We start from the raw sequence: 18,554 nt of genomic DNA, 5'->3' as shown, positions 1-18,554 counted from the left end.
CGATAAACATAAGACCAATGGGTTTATCGTTTAAATCCACCTAAAATGCCACGAGTAATTCGTCGACCGATTTCATTGGCTACTTGACGCGTTGCGCTTCGAGCAACTTTCTGCGCAAAACCATCTTGCTGCCCACCTCTTGGACCTTTATGACCAAAAAACAGCGAACTTAACATATCTAACCAACCACCACTGGATTTCTCAGCTGGTTCTGTTGAATTATCATCATCAGCTGATTGAGTATTAGCTGAATTATCCAATGAAAATCCTGCTTTTATTTTCTCATAAGCGGATTGCCGATCGACAGTTTTAGCATATTTATCATAAAATAGCGATTGTTTAATAATCTCAGGAATTTTTTCAGGTGTAATTGGACCAATTTTAGAATTTGGAGCGATAACAAAACCCCGCTCGACCATATTAGGACGCCCTTTCTCATCTAAGAACGAAATTAAGGCTTCGCCGACGGCTAATTCCATAATCACTTTTTCAGTATCTAAATTAGGATTAGCTCGCATAGTTTGAGCTGCGGCTTTTACTGCCTTTTGATCTTTAGGCGTAAATGCCCTAAGCGCATGTTGGACACGATTGCCAAGCTGACCAAGAACGGTATCGGGAATATCGGTAGGATTTTGGGTAACAAAATAGATACCAACGCCTTTAGAGCGAATCAGTCTGACTACCTGCTCAATTTTTTGTAATAAAGCGGGTGTAATATCGTTAAATAGTAAATGCGCTTCATCAAAAAAAAACACTAATTTAGGTTTATCAGGATCACCAATTTCAGGCATATGCTCAAACAGTTCTGACAGCAACCACAACAAAAAAACAGAATACAATTTAGGTGAGTTATATAATTTATCGGCAGCTAAAATATTGATCATGCCTCGACCGTTGGCATCGGTCTTCATTAAATCTTGAATATCAAGCATAGGTTCACCTAAAAAATATTCAGCCCCTTCTTGATCAAGCGATAATAAACTGCGTTGTATGGCACCAATCGACGATAAGGAAATATTGCCGTATTCAGACGTAAATTTTTTTGCATTATCACCAATTAACTGCACTAAGGCTCGTAAATCTTTAAAATCCAGTAATAAAAGATTATTGTCATCGGCAATTTTAAATACCAGTTGTAATACATCTGATTGAATATCATTAAGATTTAATAATCGTGCTAATAAAATTGGACCAATATCCGAAACGGTACTTCGCACCGGAATCCCTTTTTCGGCAAACACATCCCACAGTTCAATGGGCGAGGCTTCAGGTTGCCAATCAGTTACCCCAATGCTTGTTAGTCGTGCGTTAAGTTTATCTGTTAAAATCCCTTTCTCACCCAAACCGGTTAGATCCCCTTTAACATCAGCCAAAAATACCGGTACACCAATATGAGAAAAACTCTCTGCCATTTTTTGAAGCGTTACTGTTTTACCGGTACCTGTTGCACCAGAAATAAGACCATGACGATTGGCTAATGCGCTGATAATAGATAAATCCTTGCCATTGCTTTTGGCTATAACGATAGATTCACTCATACATTAAATCCTCATTAAATTGCTATTAAAACAATCAGTAATATTGTAAGCTAAGAATGCAATATCGATGATTTAACCATTCATTAGCCAACATAAGGAGCCACTATGTTTCCAGAATATCGAGAATTAATTTCAAAATTAAAAAATACAGATTTACGATTTCAAAAATTATTTGATCAACATAATGCTTTGGATCAAAAAATCAAAAACATTGAGTCAGGTATTGAAATCGACACATCCGAAACTATCGAAAACTTAAAAAAACAGAAACTTAAACTCAAAGATGAAATACACACAATCTTAAAAAATCAGGCATAAATACGGGATAAAAAACATCAATAGCGTATTAGTCAATCGTTATTCAATAAATTTGTGCTTAGAAAACAATGTTGATGTCGGTGCTTTTATCAAAGGCAATAAATATAAATAAACCCCAAACAAGGGGTTTATGATGATAATGGATAAAACAAAAACTAAAAAATTTAACAATAAAGCGAATTTTTACTTGTTTATTGTTCTTTTGTTGTTCTTTTTTTACGATTTTTAATCAATACGATAATATTTTTATGTGGAGTTTTCATATTTTAATTTCCTCTTTTTGTTATAGTTATCACACCACGAAAATGTATGGAATTTTTAAAGAGTGACTAGCAATATCCTTATCAGGTATTTTGTATAAAATACTCACCATTTCCAATAATGGTAGTTACTTTAGCATAAATTAACGGTATTACCAATTTTTTTGGTTATTTAGTAGGCGACTTCCATATCGCCTACTTGCGTTACCAACAAATTTAGAACCATTGCCCAAAACGTTTTATATAAATTCGTTTCATTAATTGCGCAACAAAACAATAAGATAATAGTGTGGCAATTAACCATGGGAAATATGACCAAGGTAAAGGTGCAAGACCAATCAAACTTCCTATTGGTGAAAATGGAATATAAATACCTACGATCATTATCAATAAAGTCATCACAATGACCGGGAATGCTGCCGTACTTTGAACAAATGGAATTTTTTGTGTTCTTAACATATGCACAACTAAAGTTTGTGAAAGTAATCCTTCAATAAACCAACCCGAATGGAATAATGATTGTACTTCGATACTATTTGCACTGAACACAAACCACATTAACGCATAGGTAGTAATATCAAAAATAGAAGATGTTGGTCCAATCCAAATCATAAATCGTTTGATATTTTGCGCATCCCATTTACGAGGTTTTTGTAAAAATTCATCATCCATTTTATCCCAAGGTAATGATAATTGTGAAATATCATACAATAAATTTTGGATCAACAGATGAATTGCTAGCATTGGTAAAAAAGGTAAAAATGCACTGGCAACTAACACCGAAAAAATATTACCAAAGTTTGAACTGGCAGTCATATTCAAATACTTCATAATATTACCGAATGTTTCTCGACCGCAAATTACCCCTTCTTCTAACACCATTAAACTCTTCTCAAGCAAAATAATATCCGCTGATTCTTTTGCAATATCGGTTGCGGTATCCACCGATATACCAACATCGGCGTCACGTAATGCAGGCGCATCATTGATACCATCGCCTAAAAAGCCCACTGTATGACCATTTTCTTGTAATAACCGGATGATTCTTGATTTTTGTAAAGGTGTTAATTTAGCAAAAATAGTACGTTGCTCAATTTGTTCTTTGAGTTTATCATCATCCATTTTTTCAATTTCGGTACCCAGTAAAGGCGTTCCTGGCTCTAGCCCCACTTCACGACACACTTTTATAGTAATAATTTCATTATCACCGGTTAAAACTTTTACCCCTACACCATGTTCATTTAACGCAGAAATAGCTTCGTATGCGCTCTCTTTAGGTGGATCTAAAAACGTTAAAAACCCTCGAATTGCAAGGTCAGTCTCATCTTGGACACTGTATTGCGTTTTTGTTTGTGAAGCAGAAATATTTTTTAATCCCACCGCTAAAACTCGGAATCCTTCTTTATTGTAGTTATGAGCAATTTCGATTAACTCTTGTTTGCGATTTTCATCTAATGGCAAATATTCACCGTCTTGATAAACATAACTCGAAATAGACAGCATCTCTTCAACGGCACCTTTGCAAATCATCAAATGATCATCATTACCATTTTGCACCACCACCGATAAACGACGACGAACAAAATCAAATGGCAATTCATCGATCTTTTTATAAAGTCCAACCCCGACTTTTTTAACACTGGTTTTCTCTTCAGTGAAACGGATGATGGCTTTATCCATCAGGTTTTTCATACCACTTTGATAATAGCTGTTTAACCAAGCCAGTTCTAATACAGCAGGGTCAACTTGACCATGGCTATCAAGATGATGTTCAAGGATAATTTTATCTTGTGTCAATGTTCCCGTTTTGTCGGTACATAAAATATCCATTGCCCCAAAGTTTTGAATCGCATTAAGACGTTTAACAACAACCTTGCGTTTAGCCATTCCAACCGCACCTTTAGCCAGATTAGCACTGACAATCATCGGCAACATTTCAGGCGTTAACCCAACCGCTACCGCCAAAGCAAATAAAGCCGCATCGCCCCAATCCCCTTTTGAAATACCATTTATCACAAAAACAATGGGTACCATAATAAGCATAAAACGAATCAGTAACCAACTAACACTATTCACCCCCCGATCGAATGCTGTTTCAGCACGGGAACCAACAATGGATTTCGCTAATGACCCAAAATGCGTGTCCGCACCTGTGGCAACAACAATTGCCTTAGCTGTACCACTTACCACATTTGTTCCCATAAAACAGACATTATTCACATCAAGAACATTATCTTTATCAATATCCGATGCATTAATTTCATCCGTTGTTTTTTGTGAAACAGCACCTAAAGTGTCATATTTTTCAACAGGTATAGACTCACCCGTCAATACCGCTTGGCTAACAAAAAGATCCCGTGATTCAATTAAGCGTATATCCGCAGGAATCATATCCCCTGCCGACAAAAAGACGATATCGCCGGGCACAATCTCGCTTAACGGAATTTCAAAATGTTCAGGATTCATATCTTTATGCGGACGTCTTAATACCGTTGCTGTTGTTCGAATCATCGATTTGAGCGCTTCAGCGGCTTTATTAGATCGAAACTCTTGCCAAAAACGCAATAAACCACTTAATGAAACCATGGTTAAAATGATAATAATACTGGTTAGATCGGTTTCTTCTCCCTTTTGTAAAGGTAACCAGAAATCGGTCACAAAACTAACCACCGCTAAAATAAGTAACACAAAAATAAATGGATTATTAAACGCCATTAATAATTGCATGAACACTGAAGGGACTTTTTCGCGGGCTACTTCGTTTTTGCCATACTCTTCTAATCTAGATTTTGCATTTTCTTGCGTTAAACCGGACAAGCTCGATTGAAATTTAGATAAAATGCTATCTAAGCTATGTTGAGCTTCATGAATTGCTTTAATATCTGAGCTTGTTTGTGAATTAATTTTTGAAGTGTTTTTGGTCATCTTATGTACCTATATTCTTAATTTTTTGGACAAAAATATGCCTACTCACTGTTAAAAATAACAATAAGCAATATAACTGATTGAACAGCTAAGACTTTAATGCCACAGCATGACCGCACTCAAAGCGATGGCTGAGCAAAAAATAATTTAGCGAGATAATTTAATTAAGAATTAGATACAACTCGGTGGTTCTAAATGTTTTTCTGAAAAAAGTAATGAACACAACATTAAGATGTGCGCAGCATGATGTTTTGAATTTGTGTGATAGCGTGTAAAAAATTGCATATCGTTCACCGTTACCGTTTGATCACTTTCGGCGTGTGAACTGAAAAAATGATTATTTAGACAGGTTCATTAACCGATAATGATTTGTGTTTGAATACATCTCCCCATATATGGGGTGACCCGATTGAGCGTCCATAGTTCTCCTGTAAAATTGAACTCAACACTTTGTATTTCAACTTTTCTTAACCCTCATTTTTAACCACCTAATAGTTAAAAAAGTAAGAAAAGCTCAAAGGCGGGCAATTTATACGCCTTTAGCCAAAATAAGTCAATCAATAATCCTTTAAAAACGTCATAACAGCCTAAAAACAGCACTTATCGCCCCAATCAATACTTTTTTTGTATATAAATAATACACACAAAACTTAATATCATTTACAATAACTAATACTGTTCAACGCAAGGAAAACGAAAGTGGAACTCATAACATTACTCGACACTAATTGGTTAAATTTCTTGATCATTTTCGCACTTTCATTTTTGTGGTTTTTCAATCGAAAAAGATCATCCAATCAATACTTTGATAATATCATTAAATATGCCGATATTTTAGAAAAGACACCTAAACCAAAATACCAAAAGGATTATTTGAATAATATTAAAAGTAAACTTCTTTGGGACAAGGTCTGTTTTTATCAAACCGGTGACATGAATAAAGAAAGAATCGCTATTTCGTTAATTAATGCTGACATTAAAAATGTTATCAATTTATTACAATTAAATTCACTAACCCAATATTTTTGCATCAGACAAAATAAAATAACACCAGTCAATCCTTTTTTAGTTAAAGAAGTTATCCTACTATGTGTTGGGTTTATTCTCGCTTTTATTATGGTGATATCGAATCTTGATACCGTTTTTAGATCAAGTTCAATGATTAATATAATCATTGCCGCGATAACAATTTTTATTATTTTACTGATTGCAACTCAGTTCGCCATAGCGCCTTTAAAAAGGCTTAATACCTATCGATTGATTTTGAAAGACGACACTTTTTTAAAGCGGGCTAATGACCAACTAATTTGCATCATTCAAGAAAATAATAATAGTAATTCTAGTTTTGAATAATCCATGATGAATAAAGAAGATTCGAATCAATCATAACCCAAATTCGAAAGCTTTATGTGCTATGGTAATGAAGAAGGCGACAAATCTAGTCTTCACGTCGCCTTATTAGTTATATGGTGACTAAACACGTATATTTAAACGGGCATTTTTAAGCTGCTCTACAAGTTCAAGCAATGATTGATTTAACTGATTCATAAATTGTTGATAAGAAAACGCCTTTTTACTGATCTCATCTAATTGTCGTTCCCAATGCGCGGTCATATCGGGGATAGACATAATATCCGGTAACGATAAAATTAACTTACGTCCAACAGGAGTGGCACGAATTGTTTTGCCTTGTCGAGTTAAAAATTGACGTTTAAATAACAGTTCTATTATTCCTGCTCGAGTTGCTTCTGTGCCTAAACCATCGGTTTCTCGCAATATTTTTTTAATCTCTGGATCTTTAACAAACCTTGCAATGCCTGTCATTGCGGAAAGTAAAGTTGCATCATTAAAGGGCTTAGGGGGCTGTGTTTCTTTACTGATAAGTTCAGCATCGATACACTGTACTGCCTCCCCTTTTTTCACTAATTTAGTTAATAATCCATTATTCGCTGAGTCTTCATCGGCTTTATCAACTTGTAAAGATTTTGTTCCATACAACGCTTTCCAGCCTGCTTCAAGCATTTGCGTTGCTCTAGCTATAAATTTTCCACCTTTGATATCAACATCAATTTGTAATTCAGCGTATTTATATACCGGATAAAATTGTGCTAAATATTGGGTTGCAATCACCTGATAAACTAATTTTTCATTATCCGATAAATTGTCCATTTTAGCCTTGCGCTGTGTTGGAATGATGGCATGATGCGCTTCAACTTTTTTATCGTTCCAAACTTTTGTCCGCAAACTAAAATCAGCATTTTCAATAGCAGGCTGCAAATCCGGGCAATTATTTTCCATTGCTAATTTTACACTGATTATTTGGTTAAGATGCTCTTCGGGTAAAAAACGGCAATCGGATCTCGGGTAAGTGATCAATTTATGCTTTTCATATAATGACTGGCAAATATCCAGTACATCTTGTGCACTTAACCCATTTTTTTTTGCCATCTCGATTTGGAGAGCGGATAAATTAAATGGCATAGGTGGTGCAACTTCTTTCTTTTTGTTACTAACTTTTTCAATAATGCCGGTTTGATCTTTAATTCTTTGACAAACATTTTCGGCTAATGCTTTAACTAAAACTCGCCCTTCTTCATCTTGATAAGGGGCGCAGGCTTCGCTGGGTTGCCACTTAGCTTTAAATAGTTCATTATGCTGAGTTTGAAGTACAGCAAAAACTTCATAAAACGGTTTCGCAACAAACTTTTCAATATCTAAATCACGCCTGACCACTAAACCAAGAATAGGCGTTTGTACCCGCCCAATAGATAAAACCCCTCGATACCCACCTCGTTGCCCCACCAGCGTACAAAGACGACTCATATTAATGCCATACAACCAATCAGCACGGGCTCTTGCAAGCGCTGACGTAGAGAGCGGAATAAAATCTTGATTACTGCGTAATTGTTCAAGCGATTTTTCAACTGCACTGGCATTTAAATCACTAATCAAACAACGCTTAATTGCTTTGCGTTTATCGGGTGTAAGTTGACAATAATTTAAAACTTCATCAACTAATAATTGCCCTTCTCGGTCTGGATCGCCTGCATGAACAATCTGATCGGCTGATTTAATTAGCTCGACTAAAATATCAAATTGGCTTTTTGTACTCCCTTTTGGTATCAAGATCCATTTTTCCGGAACAATAGGAAGATCATTAATCACCCATTTTTTAAAGCGATCATCATACACTTCTGGGGTGGCTTGTTCTAAAAGATGTCCGATACACCAACTCACAATATCGCCATTAGCGGCTTTGATAAAACCCGTTCCTTTTTGATGCGGTTTAGGCAAAACATCAGCAATAGCCCTAGCTAGACTGGGCTTTTCAGCAATAAACAGACGATAAGATTGATTAGATTGCATAATTATTAGTCTTAATCATAAATTTGAAACAAAATAAGTTTGATAGGATGATTTAACGCTAAAATTTAAATGATTTAATATCTTTAAAGACAATGCCTTGTCAGCATCCCTACAAGGCAGAATGCGACAATAAAGATAAATTAAAATAAGTTTGTCTAAACACATCAAACCTTGTTCTTTTCGACTTTTTTGCTTTGTCGTGTACCATTCAATCTTAAAACCAGTGTGAAAGGCCAAATACGGTAAGGCTCCATAAATTATCATATTATCCTTTAAAATTTCCAATCCTGCTGAGTCTGTTATTAATGCTCAATAAGATTGAAAATTGTTACATAAGTCTTCACTCCATTCAAGCGCAATAATTTACAGAAAACCAATCTCAACAATAAACTCAAAAATAACCTATCTATACAATGCATTAAAAGAATAAAACTAAGCTTAGCCTGCTTAAGTAATTCTAATGCCCAATAAGAGCCGTCATTACTTACTATGTTATCGTAAGGCTGAAATCAATTAAGATTGCAGGCATAAGACTTATAACCTTGCTAATAGATCGTCAACAAAACGTGATAAAGCTTTTAAAATAGCATTTAATTGATCAATTATGTTACAAAATTCAGCTTGATCATTTTTTAATTACCGTGATTTTAAAACGTTTTTTACCACCATTTTTTGAACTTAAGCCAAATGGCAGAAACAATAGAAATAACAATAAGAATCAAGATTAAGCCAACGAAAGACCAAGGATGCTCACTAAACGGAATTCCGGCAAGATTGACACCGAGTAAGCTAGTTATAAACGTGATTGGTGTAAATATAATGGTAAATAGTGACATTAAATAGATTCGCTTATTAGTCGATTCTGCCAAAAAGCTATTGATTTGCTCCATAATCGAGGCAAGACGCAATAAGCAACTATCGATATCTGACACATAGTGACTTTGTTGATTCGAAATATCATGCAGACGTTGGCGATCGTTATCATCGATCCAAGAAATCCTTTCTGTTGAGATTTTAACAAAAATATCCCGCTGCGGTGATAATAATCGACGAAGTATGATCAACTGTTTACGTACTCGACCAATTTCTTTGTGTGAAAGGATTCGTTGATTTAATACTAAATCTTCAAGTTTAACAATTTTATTATGCACACTATCAAAGGACAAATTGACTTGATCACTAATAAGTTCAGATACTTGAATTAACCAATCAGCAACATCAACAGGCCCTATCCCTTTTTCTAAATTATCTTTTAATTGGAAAATCGCATCGATTTGTTGATGTCGTGTCGAAACAATTAAATTATCGGTAATGTAAAAACGGAAGGTTACAATCGGATCGGGTAATTCATTTGGTGTATAATTCACGCCCTTTAAGACAACTAAAATACCCGTATCAAAACGAATTTCTTTTGATATTTGGTTGGGTTTAATTAACTCATTTTTCACTAAATCTGGTATCAATTTGGTCTGATTAATCCACTTAATCGTTTCGGATTTAGCAAAATCCAGATGGATCCAACATGGCTTTTGCACCGTCGCTTGGCAATCATTACTTAAAGGATTGGCTTTACCTTTACCATCAAATTGACAACTAAAAACAGGTTTTGCTGATATAAGATCTGAAACAGGAACTGAATTTTCACTATTTTCATTCGTCATTATAAGCCCCATTTGTTAAGTTTTCTTAATTATATACTGAAATTGCTTAAAAATGGAGCGATTGATTTACTTAATTTATCAAAATTAAGGCATTAAATAGAGTTGCGGAACCAAAGCATTACTAGGGTGCGGAATAATCCCTAATTCAACCCCATACCATTGATTGATATTTTCAACAGTTAATACTTCAGCAGGTGCACCTTGCTTAACGATTTTTCCCTGACTAAGAAGCAATACTTTATCCGCATACAAGGCAGCCAAATTTAGATCATGTAACACACAACACACTGCCAGTTGCTGTTCTCCAGCGAGTTGTTTTAATAATCGCAATGTATGTTGCTGATGATACAGATCTAATGCTGAAGTGGGTTCATCTAAAAAAAGTAGCTTTTTAGTTGGCTTTTCTTGCCACAATTGGGCCAAAACGCGAGCCAATTGTACACGTTGCTGTTCTCCGCCTGACAAGCTACGGTAATCACGATTAGCCAACTTCAAACAATCAGTTTGTTGCATAGTTTCGTGAATGGCTTGCTCGCAATGAAGTTTACCGTAAGGTGCTCGCCCCATTGCCACAACCTCTTTTACCGTAAAAGGAAACGTCATCTGGCTATGCTGTAACATAACCGTTCGCACTCTAGCTAATTGCTTAGCAGACCATTGTGTCATCGCTTTATCAAAAAGATAAATTTTGCCAGATGATGGTGTCTGATAACCCGTTAAAAGCCGTAATAAAGTTGATTTACCTGCACCATTGGGACCAATAATAATGGCAATCTCGCCAGCTTGAATATCTAAAGACACATCATCGATTAAACACCGAGTACCACAATGAAAAGTTAAGTTTTTTGCTGTCAACATCGTTAAATTATACCCGTTATTTGTGCCTTAAAATGAGCCAAAGAAAATAAGGTCCACCAATTAAACTTGTCAATAACCCTACCGGTATTTCAGTAGGTGCAACAACCGTTCTTGCCAGAGTATCGGCAGAGAGTAATAAGCACCCACCTGCCAATGCCGATGCAGGCAATAACACCCTATGATTAGCCCCAATACGTAATCGAATCATATGAGGAACCACTAAACCAACAAAGGCAATAATGCCACTTACTGCTACCGATGTACCGATTAAAATAGCACTAAGCACCAACAAATATTGCTTAATACGAATAACATTAATACCTAAATAGTGCGCATCTTCATCCCCCAATTGCAATATATTGAGCTGATGAGAAAGTACCAAAATGGCTAACAAAGCAGGGATAATTAACGAAGTAGCAACTAACACTAATTCCCATGACCCTTTACCCAAATGCCCCATTGACCAAAGTGAAATTTGGCGTAATTGTGCTTCATCACTAACATAACTCAGGCACCCCATTACTGCTCCGATAATGGCATTGATTGCTACACCCAACAACACCATTTTAGCCAAATTACACTCGGCATGAAGACTATACAGATAGATCAGGAAACAGATGAATAAACTACCCAAAAAAGCAGCAAACATTTTTCCGTATAGCATCATAATTGGTGGAAAGATAGTCGGAAACAAAATTGACAAACCAACCAACAAACCGGCGCCACTACTAATGCCCAACAAACCGGAATCCGCTAAAGGATTACGAAATAATCCTTGCATAACAGCGCCTGAAGTTGCTAGTGCCATACCGACAATCACTGCTAATAAAATACGAGGTAAACGTATATTCAACCAAATATGCATCAATGGATCATCAAATGATAACGACAGTAACTGAGAAATTGGAAATGCTAACGCCCCCGTATTAGCTGATAAAACCATTAAAACTAACAAAACGGTAAACAGTCCCCATAACAATGAACGATGACTATAACGTTGCACTCACTATCCTCGCTAAAAATATGGATTTAATTACATTCATGCTATTTTAATGTTCAAATTTAAGACTTGGATCAATAACAGTATAAGCTTTATTATCAAGTTGCTGATGCGCTATTTTATCAATAATGACTTTCGCTAAATCAATACGATGAATCAGACCATGTACCTCTTGCTGAAAATAACATTTTGCATTACCTGTTAGTTCGCCATTTTGCAGTCCACCCGGTCTTAAAATAAGATATTGTAGCGTACTAGTTTGTAACCAAACTTCCGCTAACGATTTTTCACGTACCGCATGTCCAAACGCTTGTTTAGCTCGCAGCGACAATGTTGGCCATGTGTCACCACAACCTAATGATGTGACTAACACCATCTGCTTTATATTGGCTTGTTCAGCACAATCAATAATAATGCGTTGTGCTAGATAATTTCCGGTTTCTCCACCTAGTGTTGAAATAATTGTAGCGTCAGAACCGGCTAATGCACAAAGTTGGCTAACCATGGATGAGTCGGTCGCATCACCGACGTGACATTCAATACCTTGCTCAGTTAACTGCTTGGCAAAAGTTTCATCTCGTACCAATGCAATACAACGCCAACTTGGTTGGCACTGTTTGACTAACTGACAAATCTGATAACCCGTACCTAATTTTGGACTGACACCAAAAACTAATATTGTTTTCATGCTATTATCATCTCAACATTAGTTAATTTTATTTGCTAATGCTCTAAATTTTTCTAACTGATCCTGTTTTAACTGATGTTTTTCATCACGACCCACAAAAATTTTAAACATCGATTGTCCCATATGATTAAGAAAAATCATTGATGCTGTCGACATTTTCATGAATTTACGTTCAATAAAAGCAATATATTGACAATGTTCAGCTTTAATATGACCACTTAATCCTTTTTGATGACGTAGATTGAAATATTTTTGACTATGCGAACCTGGCGGTAATTCACCTGAAATCTCAGCAATCACATCACCGGTATGGATCAAAAATAGCACATCTCCCCAAGTTGTCACTTCATCCCAAATCATGTCAAAATAAGAACCATCAACAATTTTCGCATCCGGTAAAGCTTGAATAACTTGCGTCAAAGTCACTTGATGATCTTGAGCAATTTTTTCTAATAACTCTTCTGGATTAGTTTGCATATAAGTTGAAAGATTACTGAGATGAGTTTGCTTATCTACCATGTTAATATCCTTTAATGATGTGAAATAGGTTGATTATGTTTCTTTTCAGAATGAGCCCCAGGCATAACAGGATGACCTTTCATTGCTTGTTTAGCCTGTGCCATTTTATTTTGTAATTCAATATGTTCTGGATTGTTCAGTTGTAACAACAACTGCTGTAAAGCTTGTAAAATATTACTTGACCAAAAACGACCAGATAATGTCAATCGTAAACAATGCTCCTCATCTTGAAGTAAACCAACTTGATGCCACTGTTTAATCAAAGGATCAAATAAATCACTATGGTCAGTCAATTTAATTAGATCCACTCGACCTTTCTCAATACCTGCTTGTAACTGATGTAACCAATCACCTAATAATGATTTACCTGTTAACATCATTAAGGGTTTTTTGCCCTGATCAAGTTGCGTATAATACTGGTTTAGGTCACGATGAAGCATGTATGAATGGGTATCTAATTTACCACCGGCACACGACCCAAAGCCAAAAAAATGCGAACCTTGCTTAATCAAAAAATTGTACAAATTACGTTCACGGCTGGTTTTAGCCCAATGCGCATTGGTCAAATGAACCCACCCTTGTTTAGCTAAAAACTCAGCGCCTTGATGATAAAAATGACATTTATCACTTATTGACGGCAATTGAATACGGTTATTTTCTACGCCTTTAGCTAACGGTGTAGTAGGAAGTAAATTTAATGAATAGAGATCAACACCATCTAACGGGAGATCATTGACGATTTCGAGATCACGTTGCCAAGTTTCAATAGTTTGATTAGGTAAACCAAACATCAAATCACAGACTAATGCCACACTATCACGTGAAGCAATACGTTCAAAATTTTTGATAATTTCTTGTTCTGTTGATTGACGACCTAACTTTTGTCTGATTGTCGTATTAAAGGTTTGTATGCCAATCGAAAAACGATTAGCACCAGCCTCAATATAGCTATCCACTTTTTCATCATCAAAATCAGAAATACGCCCTTCTACCGTAATTTCGCAATCAGGTGCTAAAGGCGCATATTGTTTAAGATACCGGATAACGCGTGCTAATTGCCCGGCAGCTAAAGCCGAAGGGGTACCACCGCCAAAATAAATGGCATGAATGGGTGCTGACTGCATCGCTTTATTATTAATTTCGAGTGAAATTTCTTTCAATAAATAATCGATATAAGTACTTGTATCAAATTTACGCAATGGGTTTTGATAAAAACCACAAAATTGACAATGGATATCACAAAAAGGAATATGAACATAAATAAGACGCTTTCGACCGCGCAAATCAGCATTCTGAATTTCTTGCCAATTGTGTTCAATTTCGTGTGGGGCAACGGGTAAACTTGCTTGTAACGGCATAACAGCCCAGCGATCCTTAAAAGGAAGTGCTGAATTTAACGCATAAAAAGGACTAACATCTAAAGATTTCATAACTGCCATTCTGATTAAATATTCTGTAAAGATTAAATAATAATTATTATCATTTATCAATATATTTTATTATTTTTTTTATTAAACAATTGATAATTAGATAGATATTTTTATTTTTTCAATAAGTGATGAGATTCTTTAATGACCAATTTGAATCTCCTTTTTTCAATTTTTTGCCAATTTTAACAAAATAATCACTTATAATATTCATTGTTCTTACTCTATTTCCCCCCTAGTTTTAAACCGGCTATCCAACTAAAACGTAAAAATATCAGCGCACCCCTATTGATAATAGTTCTCATTTTCAATATAGTGTAATGCAACTGCATTTTAGCTATAGGAATTATGTAATGATTAAAAAAATTTATACAAACCTGAGTGTTATTTTACTTATGCTTACTTTGTCAGGTTTAATAAACATCAGTTCAGCTAACCAAAGAATTGTCATTGCTGGGGGCTCGTTAACAGAGATTGTTTATGCATTGGGAGAAGGTCAACAAGTGGTCGGTGTCGATAAAACCAGTACTTATCCGTCAACAACTCAGCATCTACCCCAAATTGGATATTGGAAACTGCTCAACATAGAAGGGATTTTATCGCTTAAACCAACGCTATTTATCGCCTTTAATGATATTGAACCCGACAACGTTTTAACACAAATGCATCAAGCTAACGTTGATGTATTGGCATTACCACGTGTCCCAGGCACAGTTGAATTACTTTATCAAAACATTGAAAAGATTGCTCAAAAACTCAACAAGCAACATGAGGGTAATCAATTAATTACCAGAATAAAAACCCAACTTTCCCAGCTACAAGACAAGATTAAAACGCATCCCCAAAAAACCAAAGTATTGTTTATGATGACAATGGGCGGAAGTAACGCCATTGCCGGTAAAAATACCACCGCTGACGCATTAATCACCATTGCCGGTGGAGAAAATCTTGCGACGCATAACAGCTATAAAAGCTACAGTGCAGAATCGCTAATTGCAATGAATCCTGATGTTATTTTATTAAACAGCCATTCCATACAACAATTAGGCGGTATGGATAAATTGCAAACAATAGCTGGCATAACCGAAACGTCGGCTTACAAAAATAATCGAATTAAAACCATTGATGACAGTTATCTTTTTGGCATTGGGCCACGAGTGGATGAAGTTGCAACCCAGCTTTATCAAATTTTTTACCCTAAATAATCAGTTGAAATTACATTAGATTATTTAGGCATAAAAGGCATTTAACAGTAAAGATAAAACAATCAAATACCAAGAAAGCTGTTTTTAACGAATTAAAAAAACATTTTATTTAGATTAGTAAGATTGAAGGTTAAACATGTTATACATTAAGAACTTAAAAAAAACGGGTACATTAGCTTTAGGCTTAACATTCGTAATGCCTGCCATAGCAACTGACAAACATGATGATGAAAAAATCAACGACATCATGACAGTAACAGCACACGAATCAATCAAACAACCGGGCATCAATACGGAAATATCTGAACAAGATATTCGTCGAGACGGAGGCAACAATTTTGGCACGCTTATGCGTTATCAACCATTGATTTCAGCACCAGGCAACATATCGGGTTCAGGTAGCGGTAAAAGTAGTTGGGACCGAGGGGGCTTTACTGGTTACAACATTCGAGGATTAGATGCTAACCGAGTTTCTATCGATATTGATGGAATGCCGCTTCCCATTGCACAAGGACGCGTCAACTCTGTCGGGCGAGCGGGTTTTGGCTCGTATGGCATAGGACGCGATTACATCGATACCTATATGTATAACAAAGTCGATATACAATCTGGCGCAACTTCGGTAAGTAATGCCAATAATGCACTTGGCGGATCGGTATCGTTTCAAACTAAAACCGCTAGCTATTACCTCTATCCGGGAAAAACAAGCTATTTTGGATTCCAAAACAATTATGACAGCACCGACAGAAGTTATCATCAAGGTATCACATTAGCAGGTGGTGATGATGAGCTTAACGGAATTATTGTATTCAGTCGTCGTGACGGACAGCAAGGAAGAAATTACGGAGACTCAATTAATAACTATCCAGAAAACAACCATTCAAATTCAATACTTGCTGGTTTCAGTTGGCAAATGACCGATGAGCACCAACTTAATACGACCATTGATTACAATAACAAAACCAAAAATTCGCATTATGATACATGGGACAAAAATGGTAAAAAAATTGAATCGCATGATAAGCAACGAAGTAAAAACAACCGCTTCAATTTGGCGATTAAAGATCACTGGACGCCAACCAATATTAATTGGATAGATAGCCTCACCACACAATTAAATTATCAACGTACTAATGTTTATGACAGCACCAATCTAAATCACACAACTAACGGTAAATACAATATTCAAACCAATTATAATACTAAAGCCTATAATTTTATTACCACTTTGCTTAAACAATATAATAATCAAAAAATAAGTGCAGGTTTAAATGGAAAATGGAGTGAAGACGAATCGCCATTTTATACTTCAGCCAAACCAAGATATGGCAAACTATTTCCTGACGGAGATTATACAAAACCTCAAGCTGACAGCCGCACTTACCAACTCGGTGGATTTATTGAAGATCGAATAAGCTTTAATATCAATGACAATCATACTTACTACTTGGTACCTGGCATCCGTGCTATTTATCAAAAAACAAAGCCACGTCATCTAGAAAATATGGCTGTCACCATTGCAGATGCATCTAGACTAAGCCAACAATATAAAAGTAACAGTGATTTTCAACTATTACCATCACTCGCTTTGATGTACGACATCAATCCTAATTTTACAGCTTACCTGCAATATAAGCGTAGCGCACAAATGCCAAATCAAAATCAACTTTATGGCTCTTATTTAGCGCATAGCACCATGTACGTACTGGTTGGTGATTCAAATCTTAAAACCGAAACAAGTGATAATTTCGAATTAGGCGTTAAAGGTCATCCTATGACAGGAATAACCTTATCAACGGCAGCTTTTTACAATAAATACAAAAACTTTATCGCTTACACTCGCTATAAAAAAGATTTTGTCGGAACCGGTAATCGACTGGTTTATCAAGCTGAAAACCGTGATAAAGCATATATCTATGGTGCTGAATTAAGCAGCGAATTTAATTTTGGCTCATGGTTCGACCAAGCTAATGGCCTAACAGCTAAATTTGCAATTGGCTACAACCAAGGAAAATCAAAATCGAGCTATTTAGGTGATAAATATATTGAAATGGACTCTATTGCCCCACTCAAAAGCACTATTGGTTTAGCATGGGATGATCCAAATAAGTTTTATGGAATTGCAATTAACGCAACTTTCCAAAAAGGCAAAAAAACCACCCCAACTTCACGGGAATCCTATAACAATGAAGGTAAACCTATTCCTGACTCAAAAGAAGAATATTTTAGAATTGCAGGACATGGTGTCATTGACTTAACCAGTTATGTTAACATCACCAAAAACGTCAAGTTAAGTGGCGGTATTTATAATCTTACCGACCAAAAATACTGGGATTATTTAAGTAATAACAAGTTATATCGTACATCCGATCGTAAATACCTCGACCTATTTACTGCACCGGGTCGAACATTCCAACTCGGCTTAGATATCGATTTTTAAAACAGCCTTGTTACTACATAACATTGACAACTAACCCGCTTGTGCGGGTTTTTTTATTAAAAAATGATTAATATAATTTAAAACTCTATTAAACAAAAAAAACAACAAATTAAATTGAACACTTATTAAATATATTTGATAATACTGCGCTTAATAAAGATTAATTATCCTATCGTTAATGACTACTCAACAGACAACCATTAATAAAACACAATTAATCAAATAATTAATTAAAAAAACTAAATTTTTCATAAATAAATAATCATCAAAAAAATATTACATGTAATATTTACATGTGATGTTTTTATGATAATATTGTTCACATTAAACACTAACAAAATCTTAACTA

At 35.6% G+C, this 18,554-nt stretch carries 14 protein-coding genes; 4 read left to right on the top strand and 10 right to left on the bottom strand.

Features of this window, described 5'->3' with window-relative positions; genetic code table 11:
- Positions 1–23: 23 nt before the first annotated feature.
- Complete coding sequence (locus tag A9G10_RS03030; RefSeq protein WP_065558207.1) at positions 24–1,538, bottom strand: helicase HerA-like C-terminal domain-containing protein; 1,515 nt, start codon at positions 1,536–1,538, stop codon at positions 24–26.
- A gap of 105 nt (positions 1,539–1,643) precedes the next feature.
- Here A9G10_RS03030 and A9G10_RS03025 point away from each other — a divergent pair, with 105 nt between their 5' ends.
- The gene (locus A9G10_RS03025) at positions 1,644–1,856 is read left to right on the top strand and encodes a YdcH family protein (RefSeq protein ID WP_065558206.1); all 213 of its coding nucleotides are present in this window, start codon (positions 1,644–1,646) and stop codon (positions 1,854–1,856) included.
- Positions 1,857–2,332: 476 nt separating this feature from the next.
- Here A9G10_RS03025 and mgtA read toward each other — a convergent pair whose 3' ends face one another.
- The gene (gene mgtA, locus A9G10_RS03020) at positions 2,333–5,041 is read right to left on the bottom strand and encodes a magnesium-translocating P-type ATPase (RefSeq protein WP_065558205.1); all 2,709 of its coding nucleotides are present in this window, start codon (positions 5,039–5,041) and stop codon (positions 2,333–2,335) included.
- Between the two features lie 699 nt (positions 5,042–5,740).
- Between mgtA and A9G10_RS03015 the strand changes: the two genes are divergently transcribed.
- Positions 5,741–6,394, top strand: a complete 654-nt coding sequence (locus tag A9G10_RS03015) for a hypothetical protein (RefSeq protein WP_065558204.1) — start codon at positions 5,741–5,743, stop codon at positions 6,392–6,394.
- Between the two features lie 120 nt (positions 6,395–6,514).
- Here the strand turns inward: A9G10_RS03015 and A9G10_RS03010 are convergent, their stop codons facing one another.
- From A9G10_RS03010 to hutW, 8 genes are all read right to left on the bottom strand, one after another.
- Positions 6,515–8,407 carry a DNA topoisomerase III gene (locus A9G10_RS03010; RefSeq protein WP_065558203.1) on the bottom strand — a complete coding sequence of 631 codons (1,893 nt, stop codon included), beginning with the start codon at positions 8,405–8,407 and terminating at the stop codon, positions 6,515–6,517.
- A gap of 15 nt (positions 8,408–8,422) precedes the next feature.
- Positions 8,423–8,692: a GNAT family N-acetyltransferase gene (locus A9G10_RS12970; protein ID WP_442903216.1), complete on the bottom strand. Its 270-nt coding sequence runs from the start codon at positions 8,690–8,692 to the stop codon at positions 8,423–8,425.
- Between the two features lie 374 nt (positions 8,693–9,066).
- Positions 9,067–10,068, bottom strand: a complete 1,002-nt coding sequence (zntB, locus tag A9G10_RS03000; protein WP_065558201.1) for a zinc transporter ZntB — start codon at positions 10,066–10,068, stop codon at positions 9,067–9,069.
- An 84-nt stretch (positions 10,069–10,152) separates the two neighbouring features.
- Positions 10,153–10,926, bottom strand: a complete 774-nt coding sequence (locus A9G10_RS02995) for a heme ABC transporter ATP-binding protein (RefSeq protein ID WP_065558200.1) — start codon at positions 10,924–10,926, stop codon at positions 10,153–10,155.
- 16 nt (positions 10,927–10,942) lie between these two features.
- Entirely contained in the window at positions 10,943–11,869 is a 927-nt protein-coding gene (locus tag A9G10_RS02990) for an iron chelate uptake ABC transporter family permease subunit (RefSeq protein ID WP_081299014.1), read from the bottom strand.
- Between the two features lie 106 nt (positions 11,870–11,975).
- Positions 11,976–12,614 carry an NAD(P)H-binding protein gene (locus tag A9G10_RS02985; protein ID WP_065558199.1) on the bottom strand — a complete coding sequence of 213 codons (639 nt, stop codon included), beginning with the start codon at positions 12,612–12,614 and terminating at the stop codon, positions 11,976–11,978.
- An 18-nt stretch (positions 12,615–12,632) separates the two neighbouring features.
- A complete protein-coding gene (hutX, locus tag A9G10_RS02980) occupies positions 12,633–13,133 on the bottom strand; it encodes a heme utilization cystosolic carrier protein HutX (RefSeq protein ID WP_065558198.1) in 501 nt (166 codons plus the stop codon).
- Positions 13,134–13,144: 11 nt separating this feature from the next.
- A complete protein-coding gene (gene hutW / locus A9G10_RS02975) occupies positions 13,145–14,572 on the bottom strand; it encodes a heme anaerobic degradation radical SAM methyltransferase ChuW/HutW (RefSeq protein ID WP_081298983.1) in 1,428 nt (475 codons plus the stop codon).
- 341 nt (positions 14,573–14,913) lie between these two features.
- Here hutW and A9G10_RS02970 point away from each other — a divergent pair, with 341 nt between their 5' ends.
- Together A9G10_RS02970 and A9G10_RS02965 are read left to right on the top strand one after the other, a co-directional pair.
- Complete coding sequence (locus tag A9G10_RS02970) at positions 14,914–15,765, top strand: heme/hemin ABC transporter substrate-binding protein (RefSeq protein ID WP_065558196.1); 852 nt, start codon at positions 14,914–14,916, stop codon at positions 15,763–15,765.
- 136 nt (positions 15,766–15,901) lie between these two features.
- Positions 15,902–18,205 (top strand): TonB-dependent receptor domain-containing protein, encoded by a 2,304-nt coding sequence (locus tag A9G10_RS02965; RefSeq protein WP_065558195.1) that lies wholly within the window; start codon positions 15,902–15,904, stop codon positions 18,203–18,205.
- The last annotated feature ends 349 nt before the right edge of the window (positions 18,206–18,554 follow it).

The organism is Gilliamella sp. wkB308 (assembly GCF_001690185.1).
In the GTDB taxonomy this organism is placed as follows: Bacteria; Pseudomonadota; Gammaproteobacteria; order Enterobacterales; family Orbaceae; genus Gilliamella; species Gilliamella apicola_I.
The sequence above is the reverse complement of the archived record's forward strand: the minus strand, read 5'-3'. Positions and strand labels throughout refer to the sequence as shown.

Excerpts from the sequence above, each read along its gene's own strand:
- A9G10_RS03030 (WP_065558207.1), bottom strand. The coding sequence starts at position 1,538 with ATGAGTGAATCTATCGTTATAGCCAAAAGCAATGGCAAGGATTTATCT.
- A9G10_RS03025 (WP_065558206.1), top strand. The coding sequence starts at position 1,644 with ATGTTTCCAGAATATCGAGAATTAATTTCAAAATTAAAAAATACAGAT.
- mgtA (WP_065558205.1), bottom strand. The coding sequence starts at position 5,041 with ATGACCAAAAACACTTCAAAAATTAATTCACAAACAAGCTCAGATATT.
- A9G10_RS03010 (WP_065558203.1), bottom strand. The coding sequence starts at position 8,407 with ATGCAATCTAATCAATCTTATCGTCTGTTTATTGCTGAAAAGCCCAGT.
- zntB (WP_065558201.1), bottom strand. The coding sequence starts at position 10,068 with ATGACGAATGAAAATAGTGAAAATTCAGTTCCTGTTTCAGATCTTATA.
- A9G10_RS02995 (WP_065558200.1), bottom strand. The coding sequence starts at position 10,926 with ATGTTGACAGCAAAAAACTTAACTTTTCATTGTGGTACTCGGTGTTTA.
- A9G10_RS02990 (WP_081299014.1), bottom strand. The coding sequence starts at position 11,869 with ATGGTTTTATCAGCTAATACGGGGGCGTTAGCATTTCCAATTTCTCAG.
- A9G10_RS02985 (WP_065558199.1), bottom strand. The coding sequence starts at position 12,614 with ATGAAAACAATATTAGTTTTTGGTGTCAGTCCAAAATTAGGTACGGGT.
- hutX (WP_065558198.1), bottom strand. The coding sequence starts at position 13,133 with ATGGTAGATAAGCAAACTCATCTCAGTAATCTTTCAACTTATATGCAA.
- hutW (WP_081298983.1), bottom strand. The coding sequence starts at position 14,572 with ATGGCAGTTATGAAATCTTTAGATGTTAGTCCTTTTTATGCGTTAAAT.
- A9G10_RS02970 (WP_065558196.1), top strand. The coding sequence starts at position 14,914 with ATGATTAAAAAAATTTATACAAACCTGAGTGTTATTTTACTTATGCTT.
- A9G10_RS02965 (WP_065558195.1), top strand. The coding sequence starts at position 15,902 with ATGTTATACATTAAGAACTTAAAAAAAACGGGTACATTAGCTTTAGGC.